Consider the following 21,418-nt stretch of genomic DNA (forward strand, 5'->3'; position numbering starts at 1 on the left):
CGCTCAGTCCCGTGTGAACGGTGAATGGAAACTACCGGAGTTGTAGGCAATGCTCAGCAAATAGCGATTACCGGCATAATCGGCGTCCACTGCGTCGCTGTCGCGGAAACTCCGGCGTGCCTCCAGCCCGACATCCCACTGGCGTCCGAGGCGATAGGCGTAGCGCACACCGTACGAGACATCTTCGTCGACCCGCGATGTGTTCAGCTGTTCGATACGGTTACGATCGACGTTAAAGCCGAGCGTGCTGATATCGGTCAATGCATAGTCGAGATCGACGCTGCCGCCGAATTCTTTACGATCTTGCGGCGTCGTTTCGAAATCGAGATTGCGACTGCGAATCCGAAACCGGAAACCGGCACGGCTGAGACGCTGGTTGTAGAACACGTCGGCGTCACGACTGTAATAAACATCGGTCGTCAGCACGTCGGTGCTAATACTCGCCGGCGTTCCTGTCGCCAGGGGCGCATTCGGTTGTGCAACCGTCGACAACAGATCGACGCTGGAGTCTTGGTAAGAGGAAGAATACGAAGCACCGAGATCGGAGTCGGCAGTGATGGTATGCGTCCAATTCAGACGCCAGAGCGAACCACTCAGCTCTTCCGACGATCCTTCGCGTTCTATGCGTGTGGTACCGCCGACGACAACGAGCCGCGATTGCGTCCACTTCGTCTCGATCTGCAGATAAGCGTCATTACGCGTCAAGTCGGCGCTCAATGCATCGTCGAAATCGACGGTCTGGTGCTCATAGTTGAGCGACGGCGTGATGCTCGAGTCGAGCGCATAAATCCAGCGAAGCGCGGTGGTATAAGAATCGCTGCCGAGCGTTGAATCGCCGACATAGAAATTCGCATAGCGTGCACCCAACGAAAACGTGTGCGGCAACGACGGGTGCAAATAAATATCGGGTCCAGTGCGGAAGACGTTAGTGGCGGCGCGGTTTGCCGGCGTATCGGCCGCCGTCGGATTCGTTCGGACCTCGCGGGCGACGTCTTCAAAGGTCCAGTTCAACCGTTCGGGCGAAATCGTCCAAATGCCGATACCGTTGACGTCATATAAAGTGTTGTCGTCGAACGTATGATCGGCGTAGGTGCGGTACTCGACTTGCGCGCTTAAACGGGATACCAGCGAGGCGGTGTTATCGGCATAGGCGACGCCGGCGATGGCGCTATTGATCCAATCGTCTTTCGGCTGCGCCGTGCTAGTAACGTTGGTCGCGTATTCGGTGACGTATTTACCCGTGTAAGAAAATTCCGCCGCGGTTGCCGACAGCGCATATGCCGCCAAGCAAATTCCGGCAAGCACTTTCCGCCGAGGATCGCCTAGCGTGCGTTCGGAAATTTTTGCCTTTTTTTGCATTCTTCCATTGCTACCCGATGAGGCGTTCAAATCACCGTCGCTCACGCTGTTTACGGAATTGCGGCAGCTGCGGCTCGTTGTTGAACACCACTCCCAACAACTTCTTCTTATCGAGCGCTTTGATGCCGTTATCGATCTGCGTATGCGTCACCGTACCGTAGGGAACGACCAACACGATGTAATCGCACAGCTCGGCCAAAATCTGCGTATCGGCCGATTCCGTCATCGGCGGCGAATCGAGAATAATGAAGCGTTCGGGATAACGTGCACGCACCGTGTCGAGCACGCCTTTCATACGTGCTGACGTGAAATATTCCCCCGGAATCTCGCGCCGGCCACCGGCCGGGACCACGCGCAGGCGCTCGATGCCAACCGGATGGATAATTTCGGCCAGATCCATCTCCGGGTTCTCGAGATAGTCGGTAAGGCCGGTCAGCGATTTTTGATTGAGCAACAAATGCAGTTTCGGATTACGCAAATTGCAATCGAACAACAGTGCCGTCTTGCCTTCGTCGAAGGCAAAGGCGGAGCTCAAATTGAGCGCAACGAACGTGCTACCGCTCTGTCCGTCGAGCGCCGTCACCATCAACACGCAGTTACGGCCGTTACTCGCCTGTAGCACCTTGGTACGAATTTCGCGGAACGCTTTGACGGTAGAATTCTCGCCCATCTCCGGAAAGATGATGCGCTTGGCAGCAAGCTCGGCGGCATCTTTCGGGCTCGGCTCGCGCATCAACGCAATCGCCGCGCTCGCCCGTGCCCGACTCTCGATTTCGGGGGACACTGTCGGCACGATGTTCTGGCCTTCGGCGATCGGCACACGCTTTGCGTCCGCCGGCACCAGCGCCAGACGCCGCTCGGTCGCGGCGCGGTTCAACGCCTTCTCGATCTTGCTCATGTTAGATGACCCCCGTTATGCGGAGCACACAGACCACGGCAACGGCGACGATGGTTCCACCGGCTAACATCGCCAACCATTGAATCTCGCGACGCGCCGTCGCCGTTTCCGCCGGCGACCACAGATGCGGCACCGTTCCCAGCACCGGCAACTTGTGGCGCTCGGCCACGAGCTGCGGCACGCGCACACGCCCGTCGATCTGCAACTTGCCATATAGCAATCCACATGGCAGCGCGATACCAAGGAACAACCCGATCAGAACGAAATGCATGAGACGCAGGCCGGTGGGTTGTAATGGCCGCGTTGCCGGCTCCTGGATCTTGAACGTCAATCCTTGATTCTCGCGATCGAGATTCATCGACAAACGCGCTTTCTCGCGGCGATGCGACAATTCCTCATAGATCTGGCGGTTCACCTGGTAATCGCGCGTCAATTCCTGCGTCTGCGCGGTGCCACCCTGGACACGCTTACCACGATCGACCTCGCCTTCCATTTGCTTGCGGTCCTGCCCTATGCGCGCATTAAGCGTATCGATCTTTACCATGGTCTGCGACAGTTCCTGCCGCAGCTGTTGATACATCGGATTGTTGACGATGTTTTCGTCGATGACGGTCTTACCCGCCGCCTTCGCTTGCTCGCGGCGCGAGCGTTCGTCGGCAATCGATTGGTTCAAATCCTCAATTTGATGACGGATGCGAACGACATCGGGATAGGTATCGTGATAAGTCAGCAGCAGCGTGTCGAGCTGTGACTGCAGCTCGGCAATGCGCGCCCGATATTGGTTCTCACGCGACGCTACGGATACCACTTCAACTTCGCCGGAAAGTTGTTTCTGCAGCGAAGCCTTTTTGATTTCGGCCTCCCGCAGCTCTCGTATCCCATCTTCGATACGTGTCTGCAATGTACCCAAGCGCACGGCGATATCCGCCTCCGCACCCGGTTGTGCATCCAAATTGTTTGAACGGAATTCCTTGAGCGCGTCCTCGGCAGCGGTCAGCTTGTCGTGATACTCATTCACCTGCTTGTCGATAAAGTTGAACGCCTTCTGACTTTCTTCGACCTTGCTCGAAAGTGCCTCAGCGATAAAGAGCTCCGCCAAGCGTTTGGTCGTCTGGTAGGCTCTTTCGGCGTCGTCATCGTTATATTCAATCTTGATCAGATTGCGACCGAGGTTAGCGACTGATATACGCTTAGATATCTTTTTTATCAGCTTTTCCTGTTCGGTCGGCGTCAGCGGTTTTTCCAACCAGCCGGCATCGTTCAAGATCTGATTCATGATCTTGCGACCATAAATAATCTCGCGGGAGATCCGTGCCCGATCCGACACGTCGGTCGTCGAGGCAGTGCCCTCCATCAGCGGCTGAATAATATTGCGCTCATCGACCAGAATCGTGGTCGTTACGGTGTAGCCCTTGGGCCACAACATGCCGAATACCGTCGCCACCGACAGAATGCCGGCAAACATAATGATGATCGCCCGGCGATAGGCGAACGCCTCGTTGATCAGAACCTTGATGAGATACTCGGGAATAATTGTCATACGCGCGCTCCGCGTGTCACCCTAAAACAGTCGTTCCGGCACGGTGATCACATCACCGGGAGCAAGCAGTACATTGGTCGAGAGCTTGCCCTTATTCAGAATGTCACCGAGCTCAACATCGAGCACATTGGTCTTGTCTTTCAGCTTGCGATACAGCTTGGCCCGATTCGGCGCTGCAAAATCATTCACCCCACCGGCTTCAAGCACGGCATCGAGCACTGTCATGCCCTGCCGATAAGGCATTGATTTCGGCGTACGCACGGCGCCGGTCACACGAATGCGCGAAAGAAATTCGTGCGAACGCAGATCGATCAGGATGACGGCAACGCTAGGGTCACGGACGAAAACAGACAGTTTCTGGCGGATGGTCTCGGCAACCTGTGCTGGCGTACGTCCACCGGCCAGCACGTCGCCGATAAGCGGCATAGAAATCATGCCGTCCGGTCGCACCGGCACCGTCAGCGACAAATCCGGGTTGCGCCATACGTTGATCTGAAGACGGTCATCGATACCGATCTTATATTCGCCTTCGACCGGAGAAATAAAACCCTCGCCGGTTTTCTGAAATTCTTCCACGCGCTGCGAGGCGCAACCCATCATTAGGGCGGTCACGAACAAAAGCGCGACGACACGATACATTTTTTCGACCTCGTTACTGGATTTTCAGTTAGGTTTTCGGTTTACTTCACTCTATTCTTAACTTCTTACATAGCGATCACTGCGGCGAATGTTCGCGCGCGATGCTGAAGGGTCTTCGATGTTTGTCGTACAGGGTTCGTTCGGGGAAGCGCACTATACAGTGCCTTCCCTCTCAGCGGAACGCCACTGCCCATTTGGCCAAAGCATAGTTTTGCTTGTCCTCTCAAAAACAATTAGTTATATCAAAAACAGTACACTTTACTTTCAGTAACCAACACCATTGAACCAACTACCGCATGTTTCGTTTCGCTGAACACTACGCTCTACTCGGCCTCAAGCCCGGCGCCAGCTGGGTTGAGGTCAGGACCGCCTACCGCAAAAAAGTTCGCGCTTGGCATCCGGACCGCTTTCAGCGCGAGCCTCGGGCGCATAAGCGCGCCGAAGAACAGACCAAAACAATCAACCAAGCCTACGAAGCTATCGCCACGTATTACCGTGAAAACGGTGTACTGCCACTCGATCCATCGGTTATGACGCTACCCATCGACAAAACTAATAACGAAATTGTTGCCGACCATCCTTTTATCGAACCGACTCCACGCCCAAAAAAGAGCAAGTCGGGGTTCGCCTACGACATCGCCCGTTGGTCGCTCTTCGCGAGTCTACCGATCGCCTACCTCATCTTTCAGGCGACGATTCCGGATGAGTCCGAAGCCGCGCCGCAGACCTATTCATCGGTGTCGGCACCAACGACTGTGGCGGATATTCCGCGCCCCTCTTTTACCGTCGGCTCAACCGTAGGCGAGGTCTATTCCGCACAAGGAGTACCTACGCATACTGACAACGACACTTGGCACTACGGCACATCCAAAGTTTACTTTTCCCAAGGCAAGGTCGTGCGCTGGGAATCCGCTACCGACCATCCGCTCAACACTCATCTCGCTGACGACTCGACGTCGTCGTCTGACTTCTCGCAATCTAAAAACGATCCGGTAACTGATTGGTACGAATCAACGATCGACCCGACCAACACCAAACACCAAACACCAACCGTTAACGCGCACCCTTACCAAGTAGAATCACCTGCACCGTCTGGAACAAAATAATGATGTCCAGAAACAGGCTATGGTTCTTCGCGTAATATAGGTCGTACTGAAGCTTTTTCACGGCGTCCTCGACCGATGCTCCGTACGGATAACGAATCTGGGCCCAACCGGTGATGCCCGGTTTTACGGCGTGGCGGTTCAAGTAATACGGAATTTGCTTCGTTAGATCTTGGACGAAAAACGGTCGCTCCGGCCGCGGACCAACAAAGCTCATGTCGCCGTTCAGCACATTAAAAATCTGCGGCAGCTCGTCGATTCGCAGTAGACGGATTATTCGACCGACCCGCGTCACACGGTCGTCGTTCTTCTTTGCCCACTGCGGGGTACCGCCGCGTTCGGCATCTTGCCGCATGCTGCGAAACTTTAAGATCTTGAATGTCCGCCCGAATTCGCCGACACGCTCTTGCCGATAAAAAATCGGCAATCCGGATTCCATGTAAATAAGCAGCGCGGTCAGCAACATGATCGGCAGCGTTATCACCAACAGCAGCAGGCTGACGACAACGTCAAAAATGCGCTTGATGATGTACTTGTACGATCCATGCTCAAACCCGTCGGAAAACACGATCCAACTCGGGTTAAGACAGTCGATTTGAACATGACCGGTTTCGCGTTCGAAGAACGTCGGCAAATCGGTAACCATCACGCCTTCCATCTTGCACTCGAGCAACTCGGACATGGGAATGCCGCCATTGCGACGATCGCGCACGCCGACGACGATCTCGTCGACCGAGTATTTGTAGGCCAACGACAATAACGTGCCTTGGTCTTGCAGAATTTTCGACTTATCGACGTGGTGCTCGTTAGTTTTCAACGGCAAGTAACCGACGAGATGAAACTTATGCCCGCTCGGATTTTCCTTTAGTAATTTACCGACCGCCGCCGCACGCGTGCCGGCACCGAGCACGAGTACCCGCCGCTGTAACGCCTGCTGGTCGACTACCCGAAAAAAGATGGCACGCGCCAACGCCGTCGACCCAAGGCCAAGAACGAAGGCGATTCCAAAAACGCCGCGGCCGAGGAAAAAGCCTGGATGCACATAGAAAATGACCGTCATCGCCACCCAGCCCAGCAGAAAGCTGGCGACAAATTTGGCGTAATACGACCAATTTCCCTTCGGTGTCTCGCGAATGTATAGGCCGACGGCGGTCATGCACGACAACATGACGCTGGTGAAAATCAGCGCTTTCGGCCAGATGGGATGAATTTGGTGAAGCTCGTGCGGCTCAAAACGAAGTGCCGCGCCCAGGTAAATTGCGGCAAATAGTAGGCCACCCTCGACCAAACCGAGCAGTAATAGCTGTAGCGGCACATAGTGCCGAAACAGGCGAATCATCGAGAGCTTGAGTGGCGTTGTTGAACGGCTCCGCCGCGCAAGCGCGCCAGCCGTTCCGTTCAGCCAATGAGAACCCGCACCGGTAGAGTCAGACATCCGTACCCCTTCTTCTAGGTTTTTCTTTAAGGAGCAAAAGCCATGCCAAAAATGTAGTTTTCAAGCGAAAGGGCGTGCCGCCACCGTGAAGGCCAGCATGGCAAGCACCACTCCTTGAATATTCCGAATTAAACCAGGGAAATGCGAAATCTGCGTTACGACTTAAGTTGTAAGGGCGAATACCAATATGATGTTAATCAGTTTTTGGGGACATCTACGTCGGGGGCATTTTACCCTGGGAATGGCATTGGTTGCGTGTATCAGTCGACGAACGGACGATTAGAGAACCAAATACCAGGGGGAAAGCTCATAATCCTTGTCGTGACTTCAGGTAATCCAGGCCCGCCGCTAGCCGTCGCATAACCTGATCGCGACCGACCAAGTACAACGACACATCAATTGGCGGCGAAACCGGCCGACCTGTTAACAGGATGCGGACGGGTTGTGCCAACTTACCCAGATCAAAACCATGCGCCTGGGCAATATCTGCCACCGCGGCATGGATGGCCGTCGGCGTCCACTCTGGCAAATTGGCAAGCCGTTCCCGCAATGCGGTCAACGCCGGCACTACCGCCGCCGTCATATGCTTGGCAACCGCCTTTTCGTCATAACCGGTAGGTTCGCGGTACAGAAACACGCTGTTCTGCGCCATCTCCACCAATGTTTTCGCGCGCTCGCGCTGCGCCTTAACAACCTCAACCAGCTCTGGACCTTGCGCCGGATCGATGCCGAGCTTGTCGAAGTGAAAACGCAAATGCTGCGCTACCTGCTGCGGGTCACTGTTTTTAATGTAATGCTGATTGAGCCACAGCAACTTCTCGGGATTTACCGCCGCCGCCGAGTTATGTACGTCGGCTACGTCGAACAATCGAACCATTTCCTCGCGCGAGAAAACCTCTTGATCGCCGTGCGACCAGCCAAGGCGGACAAGGTAATTTAGTAACGCTTCCGGCAAATAGCCTTCGTCGCGATACTGCATCACGCCGACGGCGCCGTGACGCTTCGACAAACGTGCACCGTCCGGTGCAAGAATCATCGGCACATGCGCGTACTTCGGCGGCTCGGCATTGAGCGCCTGCAGCATGTTCATTTGTCGCGGCGTGTTGTTCAGATGATCGTCGCCACGAATAACATGCGTGACGTGCATGTCCATGTCATCGACTACCACCGTAAAGTTGTACGTCGGCGTACCATCGCTGCGGGCGATGATCAGATCGTCGAGCTCGCTGCTATCGAACACCACACGGCCGCGAATTAGGTCGTCGACCACGACCGCGCCCTGCTCCGGATTCTTGAAGCGCACGACCGGCGAAACATCTTTCGGCGGATGGGCGACGCCGGCGCGACACTTGCCGTCATAACGCGGCTTTTCCTTGCGCGCCATTTGGTCGCTGCGCAATTGCTCGAGCCGCTCCTTCGAGCAATAGCAATGATAAGCCTTGCCCTCGCGCAACAGCTGCTCCATGACGTCGCGATAACGCGGGAACCGCTGGGTCTGGTAAAACGGGCCTTCGTCGTAATCGAGCCCGAGCCAAGTCATGGCATCGAGAATGGCATCGACCGATTGCTGGGTCGAACGCTCGCGATCGGTATCTTCGATACGCAGGATAAAGCGGCCGCCGTGCTTGCGCGCATACAGCCAACAAAATAGCGCCGTACGTGCGCCGCCGATGTGGAGATATCCGGTCGGGCTTGGAGCAAAGCGAGTGCGGATGGTCATAAGTCGGGCGGCCGAAATGGGGCGCTATGGTACGAGAAAAATTCTACAAAATCAGCCGACGGCACTCCTTAGGACGGCGCTAACTCGTACCAATATTTCATTTCCGTGATATTGACGCTCTTGGCGCCAAAATCGAACTGCTTTATGCGCGCCACCAGCTTTCGCTCGAGCTCCGGCGAACGCAGATCGCTCGACAATACCTGGCAATCTGTGACGGTACCGGAGGGTGAGATTTTGATGATAAAGACGAACTTTCCTTGTAAACCGGCATCTTCGCGCAATGCGCGACGATAAATTGTTTGAATAGCGCCCTTATTTCGATCCAGGACAAGACGAATCTCTTCCTCGGAACGACCTGATCCTCCGCCCTTGGCGCTACCTTGAGAAGCACCGCCCGATCCTCCCCGTCCGCCACCGCCTCCACCAGCACCACCGCCAATGGGACTGTTGACCTGCGTGCCAGCACGCCCCGCCAATCCCCCGCCGCCGGTGCCTTGGCTGACATTGGAAACGGCAATGCCGCCACTGCCTTTAGTCGCGTTCAACGCGATCATATTGCGCGCACCTTCACCCATCGCCGGCCCCTTACCCGCCGTGCCCACACCCGGGCCAGTACCGGCGCCCAGTCCCGGCCCCGGTTTCAGTTCTTTATTGAGCTTGGCGGATACGGCGTTATCGCGCAGATCGGCCAAATCGTCGGAAAGCGCCAACAAGCCGGTATGCGCCGCCTTCTTGCGTGCGACCTCGGTACGTTTCGTCGTCTCGATCGGCGGCTTGACGATTTCCTGCTTTTGCGGCTTCGACACTTCCGCTTTTGGCTTAGCAATTTCCGGCGTCGGCACTTCCGGCGCGGCTTTTACTTCCACTGGCGGTGGTGGCGGTATCCGCCGATTTTCCAGCACCAACTTGGCCAACCGCTGCGGCACCTCGAGCACAACGTTGCGCTCGATCTTCGGCACCGGCAACCAAGGCCAGATAAGGGTCATTAACAAGAAGAAGACCAAGATCCGCTTAAGGATTCGGCGAAAACGGTCCTCGTCGTCTTCTGAGACGGTCCACGGTAAGGCGCCGGAGGCATAGAAAGACATTGGCTTAACCTTTCTTCTTCAATACCGCAAACGAGATTTCGTTATAGTTCGCCTGCGCACAAGTCACCATGACCTTGCGCAGTAAGCGATAAGGAATTTCTTTGTCGCCCATGATAGTCACGCTCTTAATACCGCTCTTTTCATCTGTGCCAATGAGCTGACGACCCGACAGCTGTTCGAGCTCCTGCTTGAGTGGCGCGATGACATCGCCGTCAATTTTGCTGACGTCGGGAACAGCGGCAACCTTAATACCCTGGACCGTGATCTCCTGATCGTTCACCACGATGACGACCGCTTGCTTCGGGCTATCGGTCGATGTCGACTCCGGCAATTGCACGGCCTTAGTGCTTGGCAGCACCTCAACTTCGGTACTGTTGGCCAGCAAAAAGAAAATCAGGATCGTAAAGATGTCGATGAGCGACACCAGGTTTAGGTCAACCAACGCCTTGTTGCGTTCGCGCCGGCGCTGACGCTTGAGCAGCGGCGAATCGATCATGACGCTCTCCCCGCGCCAGCTCTTGCTTGCGGCGCACGCGGGGCGTCGCCAATCGAAATATCCGGAAATAACTCGTGCGCTGCCGTCGATTTGGCGGCATCCGCCGGCACCATGCGCACGGCGTCCAGTACCTGTACCAGCGTGTCATATGACGTCTCTTGTTCGGACAAAATGGTGGCTTCAATTTTGTCCGGGTAGCGCGCCTTCAGTTGCTGCAAGAATGCCGATAATGCCGGGTAGTCGTGGCCGTCCTTAGTCGCCGCAAAGCGCTGCAGTAAGCCGGTGTTGCGGTCGCCGACTTCCAATGCATCCGGGCGAATCGTGATCTCCAGCTGCAAATCACGCGGCATCTCGGTCGGTCCGGAGGCAGCCGTCGGTAAATTCAGCTCCAGCACTGCCAATCGCGAGAACACGACGCTGGTCAATAGAAACGGCACCAGCACCACGATCAAATTCATAAACGCGGTGATGTCGAGCGCGACCGGATCCCGTTTGAGCCTGCGTTTGTGGCTGCGCATGTTATTGGCCTGCAGGTGCTATCGGTTTGCGATGCTCGACGATATTCAAAAACTTGACCTTGGCCGCTTCCAGGCTGTCGACGATTTCCGACGTGCGTGCCTGCAAGAAGGCATGGATCAACAAAAATGGGATCGCCACCATCAGGCCGAAGGCGGTGTTATTCATGGCGATCGAAATACTGGCTGACAACAACTCTGATTTCTGCGACGGGCTTACGTTGGCGACCGCCGTAAAGGCCTCGATCAAGCCGATGATGGTACCGAGCAAGCCTAACAAGGTAACGACGTTAGCCAACGTCGCCAGATAGTGCGTCCGCTTTTCCAAGCGCGGGACGATTTCCATCATGCCCTCTTCCATCGCCGCATCGATATCTTCACGCTTGCGCGCCGTCTTCAGGCGCTCCAGGCCATAACTGATCACTTTGCCGATAGCAGTGTCGGACTTGGACGCCATGGAATGGACCTGCGGATATTTACCGCCCTGTAACGACGGCAGCAGCGCGTCCCATAACTTGCGATTTTCCGAACGTGCGCGACTGATATAGATGAATCGCTCAATCGAAATCGCCAATCCCAAGGCCAAAACGAAAATGCTCGGAACAATGAATATTCCGGCGTCCTGGAAGAATTTGACCACGGTTGCGTATGTGCTCATACCTGTCTCCTCTCACACTCAATATTTAGAAAACCACTAATGTCACTCGGCCGGCGTCGCTGTCGACCGCGCCTGCAATTGCGAGTGATACTCGACCTCGCGCCGGAACACATCGCGATCGACCGGCGCCAACACCTCGTCGAGCAAACTGCTGGTGGGACGCCCCACGAGATCGGTCGGCGACGGGCTCTGCCAAGGAATAATATAGATAGCCCTCGGCGACTCCTGACTGCCAGTAATGCGCGCGCCCGGAAGCTCTAGACGATCGGCGCCCCATGCCAAAGATGTCGCGCCGACAAAACAGACGGCGATTATTTTCTGCAGCAGATTCATCCGCTCACTCCGCTTTTATTCGATTCGCCAGCACGCCGGCGTTGATTGAGGTCGGCGATCCACTTACGCACAGTCGCCGCCTCGGCCGGCACCAACGCCATGTAACGTTCATAGTGCGGCAGCGCTTTTTCCGGATCCTGCAGATAGACGTCGAACAGGATGCCAAGATTCAAATGAGCGTAAGCATAGTTCGGATCCAACTGCAGCGCTTGCTGATAGGCTTTGCGCGCTTCCTCGAACCGCCCTTCGTTACGATGCACGATCCCGAGTTCGTTGTAATATGCCGGACGCTCGGGGTTGAGTCGAATCGCTTTGCCGAAGGCTTCGACCGCTTGCGCCGCTCTACCGGTGCGGGCATATACGATGCCGAGATTGGCGTATGGCGCCGACAACTCCGGTTCGCGTGCAATTAGCGCGGTCAACTCGCGCTCGGCGTCGGCCATGCGACCGGCCTGCAGCGCCGCGACCGCACGCTCGAACGCCTGATGCGACTCCGGATGCGTCACCGGCTCGACCTTTGTCGACGTCGGTGCCGGCGACGCCGCTGCCGCAGCAACATCGGCTGCGGTTGGGTTCGGATTGGGCGCTCGCGATGTCGCGCAAGCAACGAGCAGCACGCCCAGGGTCACGAATAAAAGTGCGCGAACGTTACTGAAGTTCATCGATCACCTTTTCGCTTTTTTCCGTCTTCGCGTAGCGTACCGGACGCAACTGTCCGAGCGCGCTCAAACTCTTCTTGACCCATTGGTCGTAAATGCCACCCGGCATGCGATGGGCGTTGAGCTCGTGTATTTCGATCGCTTTCTCTTCGAACGGAAACGCTTGCTCTTCCAGCAACACGTTGTACTGCTCGAGCTCGTCGCCTTTAAGCCCTTTCGGGCGCTGTGAGCTGAGCAACGCTTTGCTGAAATCGTGATAAAGATCGGCGGTGCGGAAAGTCGCGGTCGTCACGATATCGGCCGCGCCATAATCGGCGGCGATCGAGTATGCCTTCAACAACTCCTGCATCCGCTGCTTCTTGATCTTGAGGCTCTTCTTCAGCGGTTCGACCAAACGCACGTCGCGATATGCCGCTTCCAGCGGCTCGGTCATCGCCAGCGCAGTGAGCGCACCCAAATTACGCGTACGCTCGCTACGCTCGCTGCCGCCTTTTTGCTCAGCGTCGATCAGCTCGCGCGACCAGGCATAACGATTCGCGCGATCGCCTTGCTTCTCGCTGATCTTCATCAATCGGTAGCGCGCCTCGATCGCCGGTTCCAGCGGTCGCGGATGTTGGCGCACATAGCGCTCGTAGGCAGTAGCGGCGCTGTGCTCGTTGCCGGCTTTCTCGTACAGTTCGGCAGCGCGCCATAATGCGTCGCGGCTGAAGCCAACGTCTTTCTTGGACGATGCCAACACTTCGAACTCGGCCGCCGCCTTGAGCGGCTGGCCGCCTTCGAGATAACACACGGCCAGCTTGCCCGGCACTTCTGCTTGCAACGCATGCGTCGGGTAATTCTTGCGGAACGCTTCGAGAATCTTGGTGGCACCGGCCCAATCTTTGAGCGTGATCAGCGCTGACGCCGCGTCATACTCGGCATTCACACGGATCGGCGACGTCGGTACTTCGCGCCCCAATCGCAGAAAATGATCGGCCGCGGCCCGCAAATCGCCACCGGCCTGCGCTTGCTCGCCTTGCTTATAGATCGACGCCGCCAAACGCTCATTCAACCCAGCGCGTGTCGGCGACTGCTCGGGCGTCAGCGCGAGCACTTGTTGATAGGAGCCCTCGGCCCGATCGAACTCGCCCTTGTCGAATTCCGCATGCGCAATCACGGTCCAGGCGGTGCGCCGCAGCTCCGACGCTGCCGGCGGTTTGAGCGCCAACACCAACTGCGCCACTGGCACCGCACGCTCGGGCAACTTCAGGGCATACAGCTTCTCGGCCGCATCGGTCAGCACACCCGGCCGGCGCGAATCATTAGGATTGGCGGCGGAAAAACGCAGCGCACTGTCGATCGCCTGCAGCCGTATCGGTTGGCGCTGATCGAGGTCGATCGTCTTCTCCTGCTCGGCATAGGCGAGCAACGCCGCATAACCGGCGTCGGCGCTCTTGTCGTGCCGCTGATAATCATTAGCCACGCGCTCGTATTCGGCCGCGGCTTCGGAAAAACGCTTACTCTCGAACAACGACTCGGCCAGCAAGAAATTGATCGCCGGCGTCTGCGCGTCGTCCGGGAACGATTCGATATAGGCACGGTACCAGCGAGCTGCTTCGCGATAGTCCTCGGTCGTTTTGCTGCGCTGCGCTTCCGCATGGTAGTGGCGGCCGAGCTCGTCCAGATGCGTCTTTAGGAGCGGTAACACCTGCGCATATACATCGGCGCTGTTAGCGGCATGAAACTCGCTCGTCTTGCCGTAGCGCACGACATATTCCTTCTTCATCTCCAGCGCCAAAGTCGCGAACTTTGCTTGCTGGTACATCTGAATCACACGCGCCTGTAACAACGGCGCTTGCGGATGCGTCGGAAAACGGCGGGCGAAGGCGTTGAGCGTATCGGCCGCGTCCTTGACGCGTTCCTGCTTGTTGTACAAGTCGCCGAGCTGTTGGTAGACCAGGTATTCATAGCTACGCCGATCGCCGGTGCCGGTAAAACGCGGAATGGATTCGGCGCCCTGCAGATTGGCCAAGCTCAAGCTCATTACCCGGAACGTATCCTCGACCAGCTCGCGATCGGCGCGTGCTAGCTGCTCGAACTGTTGGCTGGCATCGTCGCCAGCGAGCTTGCGGTCCAGCACGGCGAAGAACGACGGCAGACCGTCTTCGAGCCGATCTTGCTTGAACAGCGACCATCCACGCATATAGAGCGCGCGCTCGTAGAATGGCGAGGACTCGCCCTGCTGCAGCACCGAGCGATAGGCGCGCTCAGCCGCTTCATAATCACGCAAGGTAAACAGTAACTCGCCGCGACGGAACTCGGCCTCGGCGCGATGCGCACTGGTGGGATACTGCGTCACTAACCGATCGAGCGTCGCCAACGCCCGCTTCAAGTTGCCACCCTGATCGTAGGCATGCGCCAATTGATAAAGCACATGGTCGTTACCGGCAAATTGCGGATGCGCCCGCAATAAATCTTCGTAGGTTTTTATCGCTGGATCAAACTTGCCGTTGTCTTCGGCCTCAGCATTTTCGATTTCGATGTCGCCCAGACGGCGCAGCGCTTCGGGTCGGTACCGGTCTTGCGGCGCCGCATCGAGAAAGTGGCGATAGGCTTCGGCGGCGGCGGCGCGGCTGGCGCTGACAGCGACGTCGCGCTCGATTGCCACTTGCTGGCGCTCGAGACTTTTGATCGTGCCGGCATCGTCCGGTGCCGTCGCACAAGCGGCGAGCAGACACACGGTCATACCAGCGCTTAGGCGCTTCATGGTGCTGTCCCCTCAGACCGCACCGCTTCGTCATAGATCTGGGCAACAGCGAAGCGCGCCTGCGTAACATAGGCGACGATACGTTCACGTTGTTTGCCGAGCTCGCCGGCAGCAAGATCGGCCAGATATTTTCCTTGGACGTCGCTTGCCTTGGCGACATCCGTACGTAGCACACTGACACGGCCGCGCAACACGCCGATCCGCTTGGCAAAATCGTCGAAGCTAGCAGGCGCATCGACCTGCGCTTGCGCCAACGCCGCACGCCGCGTGCCGGCCTCGGTGATCAGCTTATCGACCCCCTGCAAGTGCTTCTTCGCATCCCACAGGCGCGCTTGATAGTTGGCTGACAAATCCCACGCCAGCAATCCGTTAAGCAAACGGGATTTATCACGCGCTTCCTGCATTTCCGTCGCCGGCGTTTGTGCCAGCGTGCGGTCGACACGCTGCAGGCGCTGCAACAACGCCCGCTCTTTATCGTTCGCCAGCGCCGCCGCATCCTGCTCGCGCTCGATGCGCTCGATCTCGGTCGCATATTGCGCGCGGCTGGCGTCCAAGCGCTCGATGTCGAGCGTCCGCTGTTCCGACAACACCTTCGGCAAGCGCTCGGCAAACGCCTGCCGGCGATTGGCGACCATGTCGTCGTTCACTTCCAAGTGTCTGGACCACTTCTCCAGGTTTTCCTGGAGGAAACGAAGATCGCGATAATTCTTAAGCGCTTCTTGGAACTCGTGGCTGGCGAGCAATTGCGTGAGGTAACGCGTCTCCGGTGTCTCCGGCGCGGTATCCATCCGCCAGTACCAACCGGATTCGTCGACCGGGTTGGTTTCCAAAATATGGGCGATGTATTTGCCGGCACGGATCGATGCGATCGCCTCATCCAGCGATTCGATCTCGTGCGTGTAGGCGGTCAACGCCGTTTCATAACGCTCGAGCGCTTGACCGTAGGCACCGGCTTTGCCGTAGGCATACGGCACCGCCAGCAACGATTCCTGCACCGCCGCGTCGGCGACGGCACGCGTCGACAGTTCGGTCCACGGGACCAACGCCTGCTCGTGCTGATTCAGCGCCGCGTATGCCCAACCCATGCCCAGCAACGCCTTATTCGACTGCAAGCCGGTCAAACGCACGCGTTCGAGATACGTCTTGGCGCGCGTCGGGTTGCCGTCTTGTAGAAATGTGTAGGCCAGTGCGACATTCGCTTTGTCTTTGAGCGCAGCCCTTTCTTCGCCAAAGGATGGCGTCGCACCGAGCGTTTCGAGTAACTGCACGCCGGCGTCGACGCTATTGCCACCCGCCTTAATCATTGCCACACCCAAGTTGTAATGGCCGTACACCGACCACTCCGACTTCGGCGACACACGCTTGAGCATGTCGATCGCCTCCGGGTATTGGCTGCGCTTCATCAATAGATAGGAATGCAGCAGCAACCGCTCGTTTTCCAGATCGCCGGGCAGCGGCGCGGCCACACGCGCCAAGGCATCCTCGGCCTGCTCGATGTAGCCACGTTGATAGCGGATTTTCGCCAAATGAAACCAGGCGCGATCGCGCACCGCCGGCGGCGCACCGGATTCGATCAGATCTTCGAAAATACGTCCGGCTTCGACATGCGCGCCGTATTCGAGCAACATGCCGCCGCGCAATAGTTCGGCTTCGTCGAGATGCGGACCGAGGCGCGCGAAATAGCGATCGGCCATCGATTCGGTGAGCGCGGTGAAATAGTTGCCTTGGAAGAAATGAAACAACACATCGCCGTAAGGCAGCGCCTGTACCGTGTGCTTCTCGGGCTCGGCGGCATACGCTGCCGTCGACAGCGTCGCGGCGACGGCAAGGCTAATGAGTTTTTTGGCGACTGAGACCATGACGCGTCACTGCCATTCCTTAACTTGGAATTCCGGCTGCTGGTTACGCGTTTCGTCGCGGATCTTCAGCTCGATGTACTTCGGACCCGTGATCTTTTCGAAATTGAGCGTAGCACCGCGACGATAGTCGCGCTCATGCGGGCCCTTACCGGTAAACACCGCTACCAGCTCGTGCTTGCCGCTCTTGAGATTGCCGAGATAAAGCCGTTGGACACCGCCGCGATGCAATGCCTTCACCTCGCGCTCGGTGTAGAGGTAATTCGTTACGATCATGTTGTCGACTTTGACCTGCACCGAGTCGAGCTCGAACAGCGTACCGACGTCCATCGATAGGAACACGGCGACCTGAGTATTCGCCGGGAACAATAATTCTTCCTCGAGCACCAGTAAGTCGCGGTTCAATTCCATGACATCTTTTTTCAGCGTCTGAATATTGCCATCGAGACCCTGCGCCGTCGGCGCGGGCGGTGCGGTCGGCGTATCGTCGGCACATACGCCAACGCCGACGACGAGCATAATCGCCGCGGCAACGCGGGCCGCGCCTTTACGGGTAAAAATCGCAGCACGAGTGATCATCGTATTTTCTCTACTCAATACCAAATCGAAACAAACAGTTGCAGGATATTCGCATCGAACTCATAAGCGTCGCCGGTGCGCATATCGGTAAAGTCGTCGTAATAAAAACGCACGTAATCGTGCGCCGCGTTCAGCGTAACGCGGCGATAGCTGTGTTCAGACCACTTATAGCTGGCCTTTATTCCCAACGAATGGCTGCTGAAAGACGACAACTCCTTGTCGCGCGCCATGTACGTCATCTCGGACGGAAAATTGTCGCTATAGAAGGACGCTGCTGATTGATGGTAATAGCGGTAGCGCGGCTCGATGGTCCAACGTGAACCGAGCCGGCGCTGGTAACCTAGCTCCAGCGTATGCGCCTTGATCTGCCAGGTGTCCCAGAAATAGCGGTACTCGAGGCGTAACGACGAATCGAGCGAACCTTGATCGTTTAATAAACCCTTCATTGCCCGCAGCGCAACCGCATACGAATCGCGCGTGCCGGGATACCGTTCCGGTACCAACAAACCTTGTAAACGCGCCGCTCGATACGGGCTATTCAAATAGCCGTCCTCGAGTATGCCTTCGTAGTCCAGGCTCATGAGCAACGTCTTGCTCATGACTTGGGAAATGCCCAGACGGTACTGATAACGGTTGATGTCATCTTTGAAATCGGTCTGCACCTTGCCGACCTCATCGCTGCCGGCGGTGTAACCCAAGTTAACCGTGGTCAAGCCGTCGAAGATCTCGTGCGCGACATTGACACCGAAGGTGCTGGCTGTGTAATCGGGCTCGTCGCTGGTGCTATACGACAAATTCATCGTCGTATTTCGGTACAAGTAATCCAGCGCCACCCCCTGCTCTTGGCGCTTCTCTTTATAAGGGCTCGCGGTGGTAACGACGTCGATCGACGCACCACTGATGCTGTCGACATAATAAGAAGCGGACAGCGAGAACTGATCCATACCCTTACGCACCAACACCGCCGGTCCACCGACCGAGGTACCGCCGCCGTCATAATAGTGATACATGACGTCGGCACGATCCTCCGGCAACACCGCCGCCTGCAACAATGGGCCCGGCAACGCTAACAACGCCGCCAGTAACGCAAGATAACCGTAACAGCGCCGAGCTAGTTGCATCCGCAACCCCCGCCCTGCGCCGAACCAGCGCCGCGCGCACCCTCGCGCACTTCGTAAACGTGCTGCCGATACCGGTCCGCCAACGGGTCGTGCGAAAAGCTCATGAGCGGATCGGCCAACACCTCGCGCTCATAAGGCTTTACTTGCGCGCAGGCGCCAAGCGCTACCAGCGCAAACAGCATCAGCAATAGTGCCAATCGTTTCATTCTTTTAACAACGTCCGCACTTCTTGCTCGTATTGTTGCTCGTAAGAGCTTTGAAAACCGTGATGCACGTAACGCACACGCCCGTCACGATCGATGATCAGCGTCGCCGGCATGCTGTTCACGTCGTACAACTTGGCCACACGTTTTTCTTGATTCTTATTGCCGTCGGCGTCATACAACGTCGGCAGCTGTACACCGAGTTTGGTCAACATCGCGTCGGCGGCGGTACGATCGGCGTCGATATTTACCGCGAGCAAGCTGAAGCCGGCGGCTTGATAACGCGCGTACAGTTTTTGCAGTACCGGCAACTCTTGCCGGCACGGTGCGCACCACGTCGCCCAAAAATTAATCAACACGACTTGGCCGCGCAGCTCACTCAACCGCACATTGTGGCCACTGTTGCTCTTGAGCGCGAAGTCCGGTGCAGCCGCGCCGGCGGCCGGAAAAGCGAATGCGGACGGCGGCGTTAGGACCAGCGCCGCCGTCACCATGAGTGATCGTATGAGCTTATTCATGCCGCCCCCTAAAAGAACAACGACAAGCCTAATGTGAACTGAAAGTTATGCTTAAGCTCGTTCTCGCCCAAGAGATCGGACGAGAACATTAAATCGCGCATCTCGGTACGCACTGTTAGCCAGCGCGACGGCACCATCAGTACGCCGACGCCGAGATTGAACGCGTTCGACTTCTCGTCATTGAAGTCGACTGCACCAACACCGCCGATGAGATACACCGATGACGTCATCGCCCAATTTTTGCCGAGGAATACTTCGCCCGGAAACAGGTTGTAACCGATCGACACCTGATAGTAGTCAAGATCGACTTCGGTCTTATTGAGAATGGCGATAGCGGCGAGGTTTCGGATCGCTTCGTCCGATACGGTCGACTTGCCGTACGTGCCTTCGATAAAGAAGTCTTCGGTAACGTGATACGCCAAGCGGTAACCGGTAACCGGCTCCGAACCGAAGTCTTCGACACTGAGCTTGCCGTAATACATGCCGAGCTCGATGTCGTCGACATTGACGCGCGCGATCTCAACCGAGCGTCGATCGATCTGCGGTTGGATGACTGACTCCGGCGCATCGTCAGCGACGGCGATGCCGACAAACGACAGTCCAATCAGCGTGGCGAACAAGAAAATTTTCTGTGTCATTGTGGTTGCGCTAGAAGAAGAATGAGATGCCGAGCGACCACTCTTTATAAGTGTCGGTGCGATCGTGATCGACCAACACAACGTGGTTTTTTAAATCCGCACGGGCGACGAACCGACGTGTTAGATAATAACGTGCACCGATACCGACATTGGCGAGATCGGCCTTGGTATCGTGCGCGTCCACCAGCGTCGCTTTCGGCTGATTTTCAAAACGGCCCATGCCGAGGGTAAAAAACGGCGAAAATCGTGCATCCGGATACGGTTGCGACGTAAGCGATACGTAATACAGCGAGGTGGTAGAAAACTGACCGGTTGCCTCGGCGACGGCGAGCTCGACGAGCAAATTTTCGTGGAAACGAAAACCGGCGTGCGCCGTCAGGATAGGAACGGACTCAAGACGACCATACGAAAAACCAGCTTCAACGCGGCGGTTCAGAAAATCTTGCAGCAACACATCGCCGAAGGTCTTTTGCGTACCCTCTTCGGTGAGCGTAGTTTCCATTTGCTCGCGCGGTACCCAACCTTCCTTATCGCGCGCCGTGCGCACTTCGAACCAATCGGTGTGCTGGCGAATGATCTCCACCACCTCACCACGCTCGGCAATATAAAAAACGGGATAACCGCGGCCCGGGCCGGTGTGCAATTCAAGATACGGCTCGGCAACCCATACTTTGACGAGTTCGCCGGCCACGGCCGGCCAAGCAACGAGGCTCAGCAGCCACAAGCACAGTCCCGGAAACAGGTATCGGCATTCCTTGCGTAAGATTCGGCCGCACCGCGCCGTTATGCCCGCCTTCACGATCAATAGCCGCAGCTGGCCGTTGGATTGGCGACCGCCGTACAAAGCCCACAAGAGGAAGCCGCCTGATCCGCCACTTGATTGCTGATCCAATCGTGAATGGCGACATAACATGCGTCGCTGCGGCTTGGGAAAATATCGCCGCCGCCGTGCGGGCCGGCAGTAGCGGAAGGCGCGACGTCGTCCTGCGTCGGCTCGACTAAGAGCTTGCTCTCGTCCGGGCTGGTGAAATTGACCTGCTGCCGGACCGCATTGAAGCTGGCATCGGGATCGCTGGTATCGAGTGTGAACGGTCCGCCATTGCCGCCGGGCTTGTGGCACTCGACACAAGTAATCACGGCGCCACCACGGCGCCGGATCTGTGACGTTAGTACCGGCAAGACACAGGTTTGAAAGTCGTTGGCGCATAAGGTCGATGTCGACGTGACACGCTCGGACGGCACTTTCTCACCGCATGCAACCAGGCCCCAACCCCAAACCGCGGCGCAAACTACCCACTTCCAATTCCTCATTAC

22 protein-coding genes are annotated in these 21,418 nt (G+C 56.9%); 1 reads left to right on the forward strand and 21 read right to left on the reverse strand.

Translation table 11 applies throughout. From position 1 onward, the window contains the following. Positions 1-3: 3 nt before the first annotated feature. Genes HY308_14815 through HY308_14830 form a run of 4 tightly spaced genes read right to left on the reverse strand, consistent with a single transcriptional unit; the run spans position 4 to position 4,394 of the window. Entirely contained in the window at positions 4-1,359 is a 1,356-nt protein-coding gene (locus HY308_14815; GenBank protein MBI3899547.1) for a hypothetical protein, read from the reverse strand. A 31-nt stretch (positions 1,360-1,390) separates the two neighbouring features. Next, the gene (locus HY308_14820; GenBank protein ID MBI3899548.1) at positions 1,391-2,257 is read right to left on the reverse strand and encodes a polysaccharide biosynthesis protein; all 867 of its coding nucleotides are present in this window, start codon (positions 2,255-2,257) and stop codon (positions 1,391-1,393) included. A 1-nt stretch (position 2,258) separates the two neighbouring features. Then, on the reverse strand, positions 2,259-3,797 hold the full coding sequence (locus HY308_14825) for a hypothetical protein (protein ID MBI3899549.1): 1,539 nt from the start codon (positions 3,795-3,797) through the stop codon (positions 2,259-2,261). 21 nt (positions 3,798-3,818) lie between these two features. Then, positions 3,819-4,394: a polysaccharide biosynthesis/export family protein gene (locus HY308_14830; protein ID MBI3899550.1), complete on the reverse strand. Its 576-nt coding sequence runs from the start codon at positions 4,392-4,394 to the stop codon at positions 3,819-3,821. A 338-nt stretch (positions 4,395-4,732) separates the two neighbouring features. Between HY308_14830 and HY308_14835 the strand changes: the two genes are divergently transcribed. Further along, positions 4,733-5,542 (forward strand): J domain-containing protein, encoded by an 810-nt coding sequence (locus tag HY308_14835; GenBank protein ID MBI3899551.1) that lies wholly within the window; start codon positions 4,733-4,735, stop codon positions 5,540-5,542. On the opposite strand, the gene HY308_14840 is transcribed toward HY308_14835, so the two are convergent. From HY308_14840 to HY308_14920, 17 genes are all read right to left on the reverse strand, one after another. After that, a complete protein-coding gene (locus HY308_14840; protein ID MBI3899552.1) occupies positions 5,490-6,878 on the reverse strand; it encodes a TIGR03013 family PEP-CTERM/XrtA system glycosyltransferase in 1,389 nt (462 codons plus the stop codon). The genes HY308_14835 and HY308_14840 overlap by 53 nt on opposite strands. 403 nt (positions 6,879-7,281) lie before the next feature. Then, complete coding sequence (gene gltX / locus HY308_14845) at positions 7,282-8,694, reverse strand: glutamate--tRNA ligase (protein MBI3899553.1); 1,413 nt, start codon at positions 8,692-8,694, stop codon at positions 7,282-7,284. 68 nt (positions 8,695-8,762) lie between these two features. Continuing rightward, positions 8,763-9,782, reverse strand: a complete 1,020-nt coding sequence (locus HY308_14850) for an AgmX/PglI C-terminal domain-containing protein (protein ID MBI3899554.1) — start codon at positions 9,780-9,782, stop codon at positions 8,763-8,765. A gap of 4 nt (positions 9,783-9,786) precedes the next feature. Then, positions 9,787-10,278: a biopolymer transporter ExbD gene (locus tag HY308_14855; protein MBI3899555.1), complete on the reverse strand. Its 492-nt coding sequence runs from the start codon at positions 10,276-10,278 to the stop codon at positions 9,787-9,789. Next, positions 10,275-10,796, reverse strand: coding sequence for a biopolymer transporter ExbD (locus HY308_14860; GenBank protein ID MBI3899556.1), 522 nt, complete (start codon positions 10,794-10,796; stop codon positions 10,275-10,277). Before HY308_14860 ends, HY308_14855 begins: the two co-directional genes overlap by 4 nt. A 1-nt stretch (position 10,797) precedes the next feature. Beyond that, positions 10,798-11,451 carry a MotA/TolQ/ExbB proton channel family protein gene (locus HY308_14865; GenBank protein ID MBI3899557.1) on the reverse strand — a complete coding sequence of 218 codons (654 nt, stop codon included), beginning with the start codon at positions 11,449-11,451 and terminating at the stop codon, positions 10,798-10,800. A gap of 42 nt (positions 11,452-11,493) precedes the next feature. Then, positions 11,494-11,784 carry a hypothetical protein gene (locus HY308_14870; protein ID MBI3899558.1) on the reverse strand — a complete coding sequence of 97 codons (291 nt, stop codon included), beginning with the start codon at positions 11,782-11,784 and terminating at the stop codon, positions 11,494-11,496. Continuing rightward, positions 11,781-12,446: a tetratricopeptide repeat protein gene (locus HY308_14875; protein MBI3899559.1), complete on the reverse strand. Its 666-nt coding sequence runs from the start codon at positions 12,444-12,446 to the stop codon at positions 11,781-11,783. Before HY308_14875 ends, HY308_14870 begins: the two co-directional genes overlap by 4 nt. Continuing rightward, the gene (locus HY308_14880; protein MBI3899560.1) at positions 12,433-15,189 is read right to left on the reverse strand and encodes a tetratricopeptide repeat protein; all 2,757 of its coding nucleotides are present in this window, start codon (positions 15,187-15,189) and stop codon (positions 12,433-12,435) included. Before HY308_14880 ends, HY308_14875 begins: the two co-directional genes overlap by 14 nt. Continuing rightward, entirely contained in the window at positions 15,186-17,048 is a 1,863-nt protein-coding gene (locus tag HY308_14885; GenBank protein ID MBI3899561.1) for a hypothetical protein, read from the reverse strand. Before HY308_14885 ends, HY308_14880 begins: the two co-directional genes overlap by 4 nt. Positions 17,049-17,054: 6 nt before the next feature. Next, the gene (locus tag HY308_14890; GenBank protein ID MBI3899562.1) at positions 17,055-17,624 is read right to left on the reverse strand and encodes an AraC family transcriptional regulator; all 570 of its coding nucleotides are present in this window, start codon (positions 17,622-17,624) and stop codon (positions 17,055-17,057) included. 14 nt (positions 17,625-17,638) lie between these two features. Then, on the reverse strand, positions 17,639-18,745 hold the full coding sequence (locus tag HY308_14895; protein ID MBI3899563.1) for a DUF3570 domain-containing protein: 1,107 nt from the start codon (positions 18,743-18,745) through the stop codon (positions 17,639-17,641). Then, on the reverse strand, positions 18,736-18,951 hold the full coding sequence (locus tag HY308_14900) for a DUF4266 domain-containing protein (GenBank protein ID MBI3899564.1): 216 nt from the start codon (positions 18,949-18,951) through the stop codon (positions 18,736-18,738). The genes HY308_14895 and HY308_14900 overlap by 10 nt, the downstream gene beginning before the upstream one ends. Beyond that, a complete protein-coding gene (locus HY308_14905) occupies positions 18,948-19,466 on the reverse strand; it encodes a TlpA family protein disulfide reductase (GenBank protein MBI3899565.1) in 519 nt (172 codons plus the stop codon). The genes HY308_14900 and HY308_14905 overlap by 4 nt, the downstream gene beginning before the upstream one ends. Before the next feature lie 8 nt (positions 19,467-19,474). Beyond that, positions 19,475-20,104 (reverse strand): outer membrane beta-barrel domain-containing protein, encoded by a 630-nt coding sequence (locus tag HY308_14910; protein MBI3899566.1) that lies wholly within the window; start codon positions 20,102-20,104, stop codon positions 19,475-19,477. Between the two features lie 10 nt (positions 20,105-20,114). Beyond that, complete coding sequence (locus HY308_14915; protein ID MBI3899567.1) at positions 20,115-20,957, reverse strand: SH3 domain-containing protein; 843 nt, start codon at positions 20,955-20,957, stop codon at positions 20,115-20,117. Further along, the gene (locus tag HY308_14920; GenBank protein MBI3899568.1) at positions 20,906-21,415 is read right to left on the reverse strand and encodes a cytochrome c; all 510 of its coding nucleotides are present in this window, start codon (positions 21,413-21,415) and stop codon (positions 20,906-20,908) included. Before HY308_14920 ends, HY308_14915 begins: the two co-directional genes overlap by 52 nt. Positions 21,416-21,418 lie beyond the last annotated feature (3 nt).

Source organism: Gammaproteobacteria bacterium, assembly GCA_016199745.1.
GTDB lineage: Bacteria > Pseudomonadota > Gammaproteobacteria > Acidiferrobacterales > Sulfurifustaceae > JACQFZ01.